Annotated in this window: 11 protein-coding genes; 4 read left to right on the plus strand and 7 right to left on the minus strand. The window is 70.7% G+C overall.

Annotated features, from left to right (window positions below; all coding sequences use genetic code 11):
- Positions 1-1,011: 1,011 nt before the first annotated feature.
- From IR155_RS14875 to IR155_RS14885, 3 genes are all read right to left on the minus strand, one after another.
- Positions 1,012-4,221, minus strand: a complete 3,210-nt coding sequence (locus IR155_RS14875) for an efflux RND transporter permease subunit (RefSeq protein WP_135115571.1) — start codon at positions 4,219-4,221, stop codon at positions 1,012-1,014.
- A 139-nt stretch (positions 4,222-4,360) separates the two neighbouring features.
- Positions 4,361-4,732 (minus strand): fluoride efflux transporter FluC, encoded by a 372-nt coding sequence (locus IR155_RS14880; RefSeq protein ID WP_135115572.1) that lies wholly within the window; start codon positions 4,730-4,732, stop codon positions 4,361-4,363.
- Positions 4,729-5,133 carry a FluC/FEX family fluoride channel gene (locus IR155_RS14885; protein ID WP_135115573.1) on the minus strand — a complete coding sequence of 135 codons (405 nt, stop codon included), beginning with the start codon at positions 5,131-5,133 and terminating at the stop codon, positions 4,729-4,731. Before IR155_RS14885 ends, IR155_RS14880 begins: the two co-directional genes overlap by 4 nt.
- Positions 5,134-5,372: 239 nt before the next feature.
- Here IR155_RS14885 and IR155_RS14890 point away from each other — a divergent pair, with 239 nt between their 5' ends.
- Positions 5,373-6,227 (plus strand): cation-transporting ATPase, encoded by an 855-nt coding sequence (locus IR155_RS14890; protein WP_135115574.1) that lies wholly within the window; start codon positions 5,373-5,375, stop codon positions 6,225-6,227.
- Between the two features lie 58 nt (positions 6,228-6,285).
- Here the strand turns inward: IR155_RS14890 and IR155_RS14895 are convergent, their stop codons facing one another.
- On the minus strand, positions 6,286-7,041 hold the full coding sequence (locus IR155_RS14895) for a MerR family transcriptional regulator (protein WP_135115575.1): 756 nt from the start codon (positions 7,039-7,041) through the stop codon (positions 6,286-6,288).
- A gap of 166 nt (positions 7,042-7,207) precedes the next feature.
- Here IR155_RS14895 and IR155_RS14900 point away from each other — a divergent pair, with 166 nt between their 5' ends.
- On the plus strand, positions 7,208-8,071 hold the full coding sequence (locus IR155_RS14900; RefSeq protein ID WP_135115576.1) for a DUF4097 family beta strand repeat-containing protein: 864 nt from the start codon (positions 7,208-7,210) through the stop codon (positions 8,069-8,071).
- Positions 8,071-8,685, plus strand: a complete 615-nt coding sequence (locus tag IR155_RS14905) for a PadR family transcriptional regulator (protein ID WP_135115577.1) — start codon at positions 8,071-8,073, stop codon at positions 8,683-8,685. Before IR155_RS14900 ends, IR155_RS14905 begins: the two co-directional genes overlap by 1 nt.
- Before the next feature lie 161 nt (positions 8,686-8,846).
- Here the strand turns inward: IR155_RS14905 and IR155_RS14910 are convergent, their stop codons facing one another.
- The gene (locus tag IR155_RS14910) at positions 8,847-9,413 is read right to left on the minus strand and encodes a universal stress protein (protein ID WP_135115578.1); all 567 of its coding nucleotides are present in this window, start codon (positions 9,411-9,413) and stop codon (positions 8,847-8,849) included.
- A gap of 148 nt (positions 9,414-9,561) precedes the next feature.
- Between IR155_RS14910 and IR155_RS14915 the strand changes: the two genes are divergently transcribed.
- Complete coding sequence (locus tag IR155_RS14915; protein ID WP_135115579.1) at positions 9,562-9,762, plus strand: DUF3073 domain-containing protein; 201 nt, start codon at positions 9,562-9,564, stop codon at positions 9,760-9,762.
- 75 nt (positions 9,763-9,837) lie between these two features.
- Here IR155_RS14915 and purF read toward each other — a convergent pair whose 3' ends face one another.
- Together purF and purM are read right to left on the minus strand one after the other, a co-directional pair.
- Positions 9,838-11,310 carry an amidophosphoribosyltransferase gene (purF, locus tag IR155_RS14920; RefSeq protein ID WP_135115580.1) on the minus strand — a complete coding sequence of 491 codons (1,473 nt, stop codon included), beginning with the start codon at positions 11,308-11,310 and terminating at the stop codon, positions 9,838-9,840.
- Between the two features lie 24 nt (positions 11,311-11,334).
- Positions 11,335-12,462: phosphoribosylformylglycinamidine cyclo-ligase (gene purM / locus IR155_RS14925; protein WP_135115581.1), on the minus strand; the 1,128-nt coding region annotated here is incomplete at its 5' end.

Below are 12,462 nucleotides of genomic sequence, written 5' to 3' on the forward strand. Positions count from 1 at the left end.
CAGGTCGAAACGGGGACGCTCGGCACGGTCGAAGCGACCGGCGCCGGCACTGTCATCGCGGCGCGGGGCACGCGTCCCGTCGTTGCCGCGGAAGGGACCACCGGTCTTCTTCTTGGCGTAGCGCGGGTCGAAGTTCTGGGCGGGACGACCGCCCGCGGGCTTCTTGTTCTTGGGCATGCGAAAGTAACGCACCTTCCATAGGTGTCATGCGGCCTGTCAGGACCACACACACCCGCGCATACAACGCGGTATCCCAAGCCGACCCTTCAGGATACCGACAGCGCCTGAGAGACCCCCGAGTCCGGCTGGCCCGTGCAAGCCGTGCCCCCACCGGTTGCTGAGCGAGCGCCAGCGAGCCGAAGCGACCCGCCCCAAGCCGCCCGTCCGCGCGAGCGGGTCATCTCGACTCGCTCCGCTCGCCCGATAACCGGGGGTTGGGGCATAGGGTCTGTGCCCCCACCGGTTGCTGAGCGAGCGCCAGCGAGCCGAAGCGACCCGCCCCAAGCCGCCCGCCCGTGCGAGCCGTCATCTCGACTCGCAAGCTCGCTCGATAACCGGGGTTGGGCCCGCGCAAAGGTGCGGCAAACGCACCGATCGAGGGGCGCAAAGGTGCACACGCCGCACGTTCACCCCCGCCGGTTGCTGAGCGAGCGCCAGCGAGCCGAAGCGACCAACCCCGAGCCGCCCGCCCGTGCGAGCCGTCATCTCGACTCGCAAGCTCGCTCGATAACCGGGGCGGGGCCGAGGGCCTGTAGGCCCACACCGGTTGCTGAGCGAGCGCCAGCGAGCCGAAGCGACCGACCCCAAGCCGCCCGCCCGTGCGAGCAGGTCATCTCGACTCGCAAGCTCGCTCGATAACCGAGCCCAGGTACGGGACCTGTGCCCCTTGCGAACGAAGTGAGCGTGGAGCGAAGCGACCCGCAGCGCGAAGCGCTGCCGCAGCGGAGCGTCAGCGACGTTGCCTCGCTCGCGAGGGCGGCCGCTTGCGGCCCCCGAACGTGCGAGCCTCTTCTAGACAGACCGCCGACGCCGCAGCGGGGCCTGCACCGAACCCGCCGCGGGAAGCGAACCCTCCGGCACCGTGGCCGGCGCGGCGATGGTCGCCTCGCGCTCCTCGGGGGCGGTCGGCTCGGGATCGCGGTGCTCGGGCGGGAGGCCCTTCTTCGCGCGGCGGCGCTCGCGCGCTCCCTCGACGAGGTTGTAGAGGGTGGGAAGCACGATGAGCGTGAGGACGGTCGACGACAGCAGGCCGCCGATCACGACGATCGCGAGCGGCTGCGAGATGAAGCCGCTGTGCCCGGTGATGCCGAGCGCCATCGGCGTCAGCGCGAAGATCGTCGCGAGGGCGGTCATCAGGATGGGACGCAGACGGTTGGAGGCGCCGGCCACCGTCGCGTCGTGGCTCGTCAGCCCCTTCTCGCGGTACTGGTTCACGAGGTCGACGAGCACGATCGCGTTCGTCACGACGATGCCGATGAGCATCAGCACGCCGATGAGCGATGCCACGCCGAGGGGCACACCCGTCGCGATCTGCAGCAGGATGGCGCCGGTCGCCGCGAACGGCACCGACACGAGCAGCAGCAGCGGCTGGCGCAGCGACTTGAACGTCGCGACCATGATCACGTACACGATCAGGATCGCCGCGAGCATCGCGAGCCCGAGCTGGCTGAACGACTCGGCCTGGTCCTCGGCGACGCCGCCCACCTCGGCATCCGCGCCGTCGGGAAGGTCCACGGCGGCGAGCGCGGCGTCCACCGAGGCGGTGGCCTCGGCGAGGTTGTCGCCGGCGGGCGGCACGGTGACGGTCGCGGTGCGGCGGCCCTGCTGCGTCGTGATCGACGTGGGGCTGTCGGCCTGCTCCACTGTGGCGACATCCTGCAGCTGGACGAGGCCCGCCGGGGTCGGGATCTCCATCGACCGCAGCTCGTCGATCGTGGCCGGGGGCTCCTCGGCCGCGATGTAGACGGTGAGCGACGTGCCGTCGATCTCGATCGATCCGGCCTGCTGGGGACGCATCGCGCCCGAGATCATGCCGCCCACGGCGACCTCGGAGAGGCCGTACGCGGCCGCCTCCTCGCGGTCGACCTCCACGGCGATGTAGGGCAGGGCTGCGGCGAGGTCGTCGGTCACCTGGCCGATGCCGTCGCGGCCGTCGAGCTCGGCGACGATGTCGGCGGTCGCCTGCTGGAGCTCGTCCTGCCCCGGAGCGGTGACGGTCACGGCGATGTCGGTCGAGCCGAAGCCGGCCGCCGCGTTGAGGGACAGCTCGCCCACGTCGTCGAGGCCGTCGAGCGCGTCCTGCACGTCTGCCTTCAGGGCCTCCTGGTCGGCATCCGCATCGGTCACGATCGAGTACGTCACGCTGCCGCCGCCCGAGAAGGCGTCGCGCAGCGGCGATCCGCTCGACCCGATGGAGGCCTGCACGGTCTCGATGCCGTCGATCCCCTGGAGCGCCTCCTCGACGCGCTGCGCGGCGGCGTCCGCGGTCTCGAGGCTCGCGGTCGGCTCGAGCTCCTGCGAGATGGTGAGCGTGTTCTGCCCGGAGTCGCCGAGGAAGTTCACCTTCATCAGCGGGGCGGCCGCGACGGTGCCGCCGAGCACGAGCACGGCGACGAGCAGCGTGACCCACGAGTGACGCAGCGTCCAGCCCAGGATCGGCAGGTACGCCTTCTGCAGCGCGGACGGCGGCGCGTCGGGCGATTCGGGGTCGATCGGGGCGCCGTTGGCGTCGAGCACGGGCTTGCCGGGGCGCAGGAACCAGTACGCGAGCACGGGAACGATCGTCAGCGCGACGAGCAGCGACGCCACCATCGCGATGGTCACGGTCATGGCGAACGGCCGGAACAGCTCGCCGACCATGTCGCCGACGAAGACGATCGGCAGGAACACCGCGACCGTGGTGAGCGTCGACGCGGTGATCGCCATCGCGACCTCGCGCACGGCGAGGCGGATCGCTGCGCCCTTGTCTGCATCCTGCACGTAGTGCCGCTTGATGTTCTCGATGACCACGATCGAGTCGTCGACGACGCGGCCGATCGCGATGGTCAGCGCGCCGAGCGTGAGCATGTTCAGGGAGTACCCGAACGCCTGCAGCCCGATGAAGGTGATCAGGACGCTGGTCGGGATCGAGATCGCGGTGACGAGCGTCGACCGGATCGACAGCAGGAACACAAGGATGACGACGACCGCGAACACGAGGCCGAGCACGCCCTCCGTCGCGAGGGTCTCGATCGACTGGGTGATGAACGGTGCCTGATCGAACACGACGGTGAACGCCGCGTCGGGGAACGTCTCCTCGAGCTGCGGGATGACATCCAGCACGCCGTTCGAGACCTCGACGGTGTTCGCCGCCGGCAGCTTCGTGACGGCGATAGACAGTGCATCCTCGCCGTTCACGCGCGAGATGGAGGACACCGGATCGGTCGTCAGCTCGACGTCGGCGACGTCGTCGATGGTCGGTGCGGATCCGGGCGGGCCGGCGGCACCCAGCAGCGGCAGCGCCGCGAGGTCCTCCGCGGAGGTCAGCTTTGCTCCGGTCTGCACCGTCAGGGTGGAGCCGTCCTCGGTGATCTCCCCACCGGGGAACAGCACGCCGTTCTGGTCGAGGGCGTCTCGGATCGCCTGCTGCGAGAGCCCGCGCGCGGCGAGCTCGGCGTCATCCGGCGTGATCGTGATCCGCTGCCCGATGCCGCCGACGATCGACGCCGAGCCGACGCCCTCGACGTCCTCGAAGTCGGGGATGGCGACGGCCTCGAGGTCTGCCTGCGCCGTCTCGGCATCCTCGAACCCGGTGACCGCGATCTGGATGACGGGCAGGTCGTCGATGCTGACCGACAGCACCTGCGGGTCGACGTCCTCGGGAAGCTGGCTCGAGATGCGGTTGATCGCCTGCTGCAGCTTCTGCTCGGCCGTGGCGAGGTCGGTGCCGTACGTGAAGGACGCCTGCACGATCGAGGAGTTCGTCGTGCTGGTGGCGCTCGTGCCGTCCAGCCCCGCGACTCCCTGGATCGCCGTCTCGATCGGCGTCGACACGTCGTTCTCGACGACCTCGGGCGACGCGCCGGGGTACGAGGTCATCACGAGCAGCTGCGGCAGCTCGATCGCGGGGATGAGCTCCTGCTTCAGGGTCGTGAGCGAGAGGCCTCCGAACACGGCGGCGCAGATCGTGATGAGCGCGATCAGGGCGCGGTTCTTCAGGCTGAGGACGGCAAGTCTCGACACGGCGGTCTCTCGTTCGGGGGGGGGGCGCGATCGGGGTCCACCGACGGCGACACACGCCGATACGGTGCTGTATCCCCGGCTCATTCTGGCATGCGCCAGGCACCCCGCATCGGCCGTTGCGCTATGGCCTTGCCGTGAATCAGGCGGTGAGCGCCCAGCCGAGCGCGAGACCCGCCATCGCGGCCGCCACGCACAGGACGAGCGTGCCGAGCGCGTTCGCCCACGCCGCCTCCGAGCGCCCGTCCCGCGCGAGCAGCTGCGTGTCGACCGCGACGGTGCTGAAGGTCGTGTATCCGCCGAGCAGGCCCGTGCCGAGGATCGCGAGCCACATCTGGTCGAGCGCGAGCCCGGTCAGCAGGCCGAGTGCGAGCGATCCGGTCGCGTTGACGATCAGGATCGCCCAGGGGAAGCCGCGCGGCAGGACGCGGGAGAGCAGCATGTCGGCCGTCCAGCGCAGCCCGGCGCCGACGCCCCCCGCGAGCGCGACGCCGACGAACAGCAGCGGCGTCATGCGGCCTCCTCGCCTCGGGCCCGCCGCGCGAGGGCACTGCCCGCCTGCAGGCCGAGGATGGCCGCGACGCCCGCGGCGAGCAGCGCGACGCCCGCGAACAGCACCATGAGGACGACGAGGCCGTAGCTCGTGAACTCGGCGATCAGCACGGCGAACCCGCTGTAGGTCGTGAACCCGCCGAGCAGTCCGGTGCCGAGGAACGAGCGCCGCGCGGGGCTGCGGTCGCCGAGACGTCCCGCGACGAAACCGAGGACACCCGACCCGAGCGCGTTGACGAGGATCGTGCCCACCAGTGCGCCGAACGACAGCCCGCCCTCGAACGTCAGCATCATCGCCTGGCGCAGCGCCACGCCCACAACTCCGCCGGCCACAACGAGCGGCAGGAGCTTCCACGGGATCACCCGGTCAGCCTATTCGCGGCGGCCAACGGCCCCGCGCCGGCAGCCAGCGGGTCGAGAGGCGGCTCCCATGTTCCGCATAAGCGGCCCCCGTACGTTCGAGCGCACAGAGGGAGTACTTCCCCGCGGTGGGCCCGTCAGTACGGATTCGTCATCGAGTCCCGGGCCGTCGGCTCCGATCCGTCGGAGCGAAGGAGACTCTGGCAGACGTCGGCCGCGCCCGACCCTTCCGGAAGGACCCAATGAGCAAGCTGAACCGTCTCGTCTCGATCGCGAAGAAGGCGATGGATGCCGGCTCGTCGTCCTCGCAGCACCGAGGAGCATCGAGCCAGGGCGACTGGATGACCAAGGCCCGCGGCGCGGTCGAGTCGCTCCTCGGCGACGAGCGGTCGACCGACCGCCGCCCCGCCGGCTCGCCCTGGTCGCCGCCGAGCACTCCCTCCGCGCACCCGGGCGCCGGGGCCCCCGGCTCCCCGACCGCGCTGCAGCCGCCGGCGCCGCACTCGTCCGCCGGGGTGGGTCGTACGGCGCCGTCCGGATCCGCTCAGGATCGCGCCGCGATCGCTCGGTACGACTACCTGCTGAGGACCGCACACCCCGAGCAGATCGAGCAGGTGCACAGGGAGGCCTTCGCGCGCCTCACGCCGGACCAGCGCGCGCAGGTCGCCGCGCGCCTGGGGGCGGAGCTGCCGCCGGACGAGCGCCCGCGCTCGTCCGACTCCCCCGAGCTCGCGCGCGTCGCGGCCCGCACCGAGGCGATGCAGCCGGGCCGCCTGCGCGGGATCCTCGCCCGCAGCGGGGGCATCGCCGGCGGCGTGGCGGCGGGTGGCCTGCTCGCGACCGTCGCGGGCGGCGCGATCCTCACCGGGGTCGGCGCATCGCTGATCGGCGAGGCGCTGAGCGAGGGAATCGACTTCGAGGCCATCGCCGGCGGCCTGGACGTGTCGGCGATCGCCGAGAACGCGGGCGGCTTCGTCTCGGGAGCCGGCGAGTACGCGCAGGGCCTTGGCGACCAGGTGTCCGAGGCGGGCGGCGGTCTCAGCGACCTGGCGTCGGGCTTCGGTCTTCCCGGGCTCGACGACCTGCTCGGGCGCTGAACCACGTCGCCCCGGGCCCCGCATGTGGGGCCCGGGGCGACGATTGTGTGCCACACGCTCAGAGGCTGCGGTCGGCGTACACGCGCAGGGCGTCGCGCACGAAGGTCGCGCCCTCGGCGCCGCCGTAGTTGCGCGCGAATCGCTCGTCGGCGACGTACATCTCGCCGAGACCCAGCACGTAGCCCTTCACGTCACCGCGATCGCCGGCGGGCGTGCCGGGGATCCCGGTCAGCCACTCGACGTGGCGACGGGCGAGCTCCTGCGCCTCCTCCGACGCCGGGTCGACCCCCGCCTCGGCGGCCGCCGTCCAGTCGCGCGACAGCGCAGCGGTCTGCTCCTGCCAGGCGGTGCGCTCGTCGTCGGTCATGCCGCGCCACCAGGCGTCGCCGCGTGCGTACGCGTCGCGCCCCCAGCGCTGCTCGACCTCCTCCTTGTACTGCGTGTTGTCGAAGCCGTCGAACATCTTCTCGGCCATCAGTTCCTCCTCTCCGTCGAGTCCGTGGATGGTGCCGGTCACCGCGGCGATCTGGCGCGCGATCCGATCCTGCTCGCCGCGCAGCCACTCGAGGTGCGCCTCCAGCGCCCGCCGTTCGTCGGTCTCGCGCTCGAGGATCTCCCCGATCTGCGTCAGGCCGAGCCCGAGCTCGCGCAGCAGCAGGATGCGCTGCAGGCGCACGAGCGCGCGCTCGTCGTAGTGGCGGTAGCCGTTGCTGCCGATGCGCGTGGCGGGCAGCAGCCCCAGCTCGCCGTAGTGCCGCAGCGTGCGGCTGGTGGTGCCGGCGAGCTTCGCGATCTGCTGGATCGACCAGTCCATCCCGTCTCCTCCTCTTGTCGCCTTCGACGCTAGAGGTTGACGTCACGTCAACGTCAAGCGCGGTGATCCTGCGATTTCGCCGACAGGGGTGGACAGTCGAGATATATCGTGTTCTACTCCCTCTATCGAGATATATCTCGAGTTCATCCTGAAGGGATCGCACCACATGGAGAGTGAAGCCGTGGAGAAATGGATCGTCCAGCCCGGCCAGACGCGGGTGATCGACGTCGAGGGCATCCGCCGCCTGAAGGTGGGTCTCGTCGGCGGGCAGATCGACATCATCGGACACGACGAGCCGGGCACCCGGGTCGAGGTGCACGGTGTCACGGTCAAGGACCTGCGGATCGAGGTCACCGGCGAGGAGCTCGAGATCGACCACCCGCAGCTGCGCTGGGACAACTTCCTCGAGGTGTTCCGCAACTTCGGCGCCGGCGGTCCTCGCGTCGAGATCAGCGTCGCGGTGCCGCGCCACGTCGCCCTGAACCTCGGTGTCGTCAGCGCGGGTGCGCTCGTCGCCGGCCTCGGCGCCGACACCCGCGTGAACACGGTCTCGGGCGACGTGCTCGTCGACGGCCTCACGGGCGACCTCACCGCCAACGCGGTCTCGGGTGACGTGCAGGCCCGCGGCCTGGACGGCGAGTTCTCGGCCAACACGGTCTCGGGCGACGTCACCGTCACCGGCCGCGTCCGCCGCGCATCCGTCGACTCGGTCTCGGGCGCGACGATGCTCGATGCCGAGGGGCCTGTCGACTCGGTCGCCGTGAACACGGTCGGCGGCGCGGTCACCCTGCGCCTCGACGAGGGCCTTCCCGCGAACTACGTGGTGCGTTCGGCAAGCGGCCGCATCGCGCTCGACGGCGTCGTGCGCTCATCGGGCGGCCCGAGCAGCGTCGCCACGTCGATCGGCGAGCTGTCCGGATCCTTCGTCGACGTGCGCGCGAACACCGTCTCCGGAGACGTGACCGTGCTGCGTCGCCCCACTCCCGCCCAGGCGGAGCCCGCGACGCCTCCCACGGAGGAGGCGCTCTGATGCCCCCGGTCTTCTCCCACGGCGATCTGCGCCTGTACCTGCTGAACCTGCTGGCGGAGGCGCCGCGTCACGGCTACGACATCATGCAGTCGCTCGCCGAGCGCACCGGCGGAACGTACACGCCGAGCGCCGGCACGATCTACCCACGGCTGTCGAAGCTCGAAGAGGAGGGTCTCGTGACCAAGACCTCGGACGGCCGGAAGACCGTCTACGAGATCACGGATGCCGGCCGCGCCGAGGTGCGCGACCGCGCGGACGACATCGCGGGCATCGAGGCGGGGCTCGCCGACACCGTGCGGCTCATCGCCGACGAGGTGCGCACCAGCGTCCGCGAGGCGATGAAGAGCCTGCGCGCCGACCTCGCCGCGGCCGCCAACGAGTCGCCCCGCGCGTCGGCGTCCACGCCGCCGCCCGCGCAGGAGGACCCACGCGCTCGGGCCCGTGAGGAGCTCCACCGGGCCGAGGCGGCGATCGCCGACTTCCGCGGCCGCGTGCGCGCCGAGCTGCGCTCGCACGTGGCCCGGGGCGGCGACCTGCCTGCCGCCGTCGTCGACGCGCTGCAGGCGGGGCTGGAGGCCGCGGCGTCCTCGCTCAGCGAGTCGCTGCGCCGCTGATCCCGCACACACGGATGCCCCGGGACCTTCGATGGTCCCGGGGCATCCGTGCGCGGTTCCAGCGATCCGTCACGCTGCTTAGGTTTCGACTCGGTCGCTTCGCTCCCTCGCTCAACCTTGAACCGCGCCGCATCAACGCCTCCTTCGTCGGCATCGATCCGTCACGCTTCAACTTCCGGGAAGTCCTCGTGGTCGTGAAGCAGCTCGCCCTGCGGGACGACGAGGATCGGCCGGTGCTGACGGTGCGAGAGCCGGGCGGCGACCGATCCGGTGAAGAACTGCCGGACGGACTCGCCGAAGCCGCGCTTGCGGGTTCCCACGACGATCAGCTGGGCGTCGATCTTGTCGGCGAAGTGCTTGATCGCGAGGGCGGGGTCGCCCACGAGCTGGCGCACCTCCCAGGTCACCGGGCTGTTCACGAGGTGCGTCTCCGCGTCGCGGCGCACCGCCTCGAGCTCACCCTCGCCGGCCTGCACGTTGATGTCGACCGGAGCCGAGTGCACGTAGCCATCCGGATCCTCGTAGGTCACGAAACGCGTGACATCCACGTGGACGACGGCGAGCGGCACGCCGAGGAGCGCTGCGAATCGAGCGGCTTCCTGCAGGACACGCGGCGACTGATCCGGGTTGACTCCCGCGATCACCGCGCCGCGCAATGCCGCGTCCACAGCCGCCTGGCGCGCCTTCGCGCCCTCCGACGGTCCATCGACGAACGACTCATCTGTCATCCTGCGACCCCTTCCCGGTGTCGCGGCCGGCCGAGGCGCCGAGGCCGCGTGGTAATCTGAACTCTACTCTTCACCGGCTCTCGTGCCGGATCCAGACAAGCGCATCGGGGCAGCGATCCCGGCAGCTACACGTGAGGGGGTCTCGCCCATGGGCCGTGGCCGTCAGAAGGCGAAGCACACCAAGCTCGCCCGCGAATTGAAGTCGTTCAGCCCGACTGTGAACTACTCGGCGCTGGAGCGCGAGCTCGCGCACCCGAGCGACGAGAACGACTACGTCGACAAGTGGGCCGACTTGTACGGCGATGAGAGCGACGAGGACGAGGACGAGTATCAGCCTCAGCAGGCCTGAGCCACCCTCATCTCTCGCACGGAAGCGCCCGGAGCCAACGCACCGGGCGCTTCTGCATGCCTGAGCGACGTCGCGTCAGGACGTCTGCGTCCCCTCGACCCATTCGAGGTACTCGGCCGACACCGTGCCCGTGACATAGCGGCCGTCGAAGCAGCTCATGTCCAGATCGGTGAACGTCGCCTCGCCGCGCGCGCTCTCCACGATCGCGTCCCGCAGGTCGTCGACCTCCTGGTACACGAGGTAGTCGGCGCCCAGCTCCTGCGCGATCTCGGGGATCGTGCGGCCGTGCGCGATCAGCTCGTGGCGCGAGGGCATGTTGATGCCGTACACGTGCGGGTGACGCACGGGCGGCGCCGCCGACGCGAACGTCACCGACTTGGCACCGGCATCCCGGGCCATCTGCACGATCTGCTTGCTCGTGGTGCCGCGAACGATCGAGTCGTCGATCAGCAGCACGTTCTTGCCCTGGAACTCGCTCGACATCGCGTTGAGCTTCTGGCGCACGCTCTTCTTGCGCGCCGCCTGGCCCGGCATGATGAACGTCCGGCCGACGTAGCGGTTCTTGTAGAAGCCCTCGCGGTACTCGATCCCCAGCACGCGCGACACCTCCATGGCCGCGGGACGCGACGAGTCGGGGATCGGCATGACCACATCGATCAGCCCATCCGGCACGTGCTTCGCGATCGTCGCGGCGAGCTTCTTGCCCATCCGCAGGCGCGACTCGTAGACGGGAACGCCGTTCATGATCGAGTCGGGGCGGGCGAGGTAGACGTACTCGAACGAGCACGGCAGCAGCTTGGGGTCGTCGGCGCACTGCTTGCTGAACAGCTCGCCCTCGTTCGTGATGAACACCGCCTCGCCGGGCTCGACCTCGCGCACGATCTCGTAGTCGGCGTTCTCGAGGACCAGCGACTCGCTTGTGACGACCCACTCGTCCTTGCCGGTGGCGCCGGCGCGGCGGCCCAGGATGAGCGGGCGGATGCCGAAGGGATCGCGGAACGCCAGCAGACCGTATCCCGCGATGATCGAGATGACGGCGTACGCGCCCTCGATCCGGCGGTGGGTGCGCGCGACGGCCTCGAAGATCCGCTCCGGCTCGAGGTCGACCGGGCTCGTGGTCGCCTGCAGCTCATTGGCGAGCACGTTCAGCAGCAGCTCGGTGTCGCTCGACGAGTTCAGGTGACGACGGTCGCGCCGGCCCATCTCAAGCGTCAGCTCGCGCGTGTTCGTCAGGTTGCCGTTGTGGATCAGGATGATGCCGTACGGCGCGTTCACGTAGAACGGCTGCATCTCCTCCTCGCTGGAGGCGGTGCCCTTCGTCGCGTAGCGGACGTGGCCGAGGCCGACGTTGCCGAGCAGCGAGCGCATGTCGCGCGTGCGGAAGGCCTCGCGCACCATCCCCTGCGCCTTGTGCGTGTGCATCACGCCGTTGGGCTCGGCCGTGGCGATGCCGGTCGCATCCTGGCCGCGGTGCTGGAGAAGGAGAAGAGCGTCGTAGATGTCCTGGTTGACCGGGGAGCCCCCGACCATTCCGACGATGCCGCACATGGAGGTGTCAGTTGTCCCGTTCTGTCACTGGCCGCGGGCGCTGTCGGCATAGGTGCCGACAAGTCGCACGGCGCCGCCGTCGACGCCCTTGGCGCCCTGTTCGAACTCGTCGCCGCCCGAGGGCAGCGCTCCGTCGCGCACGACGCCGACCTGCCAGGCGGGGATGCCGGCGGTCTCGATGTGCGCGATCACGTCGGATGCCCGGTCGGCCGCGACGACCGCGAGGAAGCCGATGCCGAGGTTCCACGTCCCCTCGCTCGACGCGAGAGAGGTGCCGGCGATGTCGCTCAGCACGCGGAAGACCGGCGAGGGCGACCAGGTCGAGCGGTCGGCCTCGGCCCACGTGCCCTGCGGAAGAACGCGCGCGAGGTTCGCCGCGATGCCGCCGCCGGTGACGTGGCTGAGGGCGTGGATGCCGTCGCCCGTCTTCGCGATGAGGTCGAGCAGCGGCGCCGTGTAGAGACGCGTGGGCTCGAGGAGCGCCTCGCCCCACGTGGTGCCGAAGTCGGCGGCGTGGTCGCCGTACGAGATGCCGTGGCGCGTCACGATGTGGCGCACGAGCGAGAACCCGTTCGAGTGAAGACCGCTCGAGCCGAGGGCGATCACGGCGTCGCCGGGGCGCACCCGATCGGCGCCGAGGATGGCGTCGGCCTCGACCACACCGGTCGCGGCGCCCGCGACGTCGTAGTCGTTCGGGCCCAGCAGGCCGGGGTGCTCGGCGGTCTCGCCGCCGACGAGCGCGGTGCCCGTGAGGGCGCACGCCTCCGCGATGCCGCGGACGATGTCGGCGATCCGCTGCGGGAACACCTTGCCCGTGGCGATGTAGTCGGTCATGAACAGCGGCTTGGCGCCCACGACGACGATGTCGTCGACAACCATGCCGACGAGGTCGTGGCCGATCGTGTCGTGCTTGTCGATCGCCTGCGCGATCGCCACCTTCGTGCCGACGCCGTCCGTGCTGCTGGCGAGCAGCGGGCGCGTCATCCCGACAAGCGCGCTGGCGTCGAAGAGACCGGCGAAGCCGCCGACGCCGCCCAGCACCTCGGGGCCGTGGGTCGCCTTGACAGACGCCTTCATCAGCTCGACGGCGAGGTCGCCCGCGGCGGTGTCGACACCGGCATCGGCGTAGGTCGAGGATGCGCGGGAGGGGGC

The sequence above is a fragment of the Microbacterium paludicola genome, assembly GCF_015235415.1.
Lineage (GTDB): Bacteria > Actinomycetota > Actinomycetes > Actinomycetales > Microbacteriaceae > Microbacterium > Microbacterium paludicola.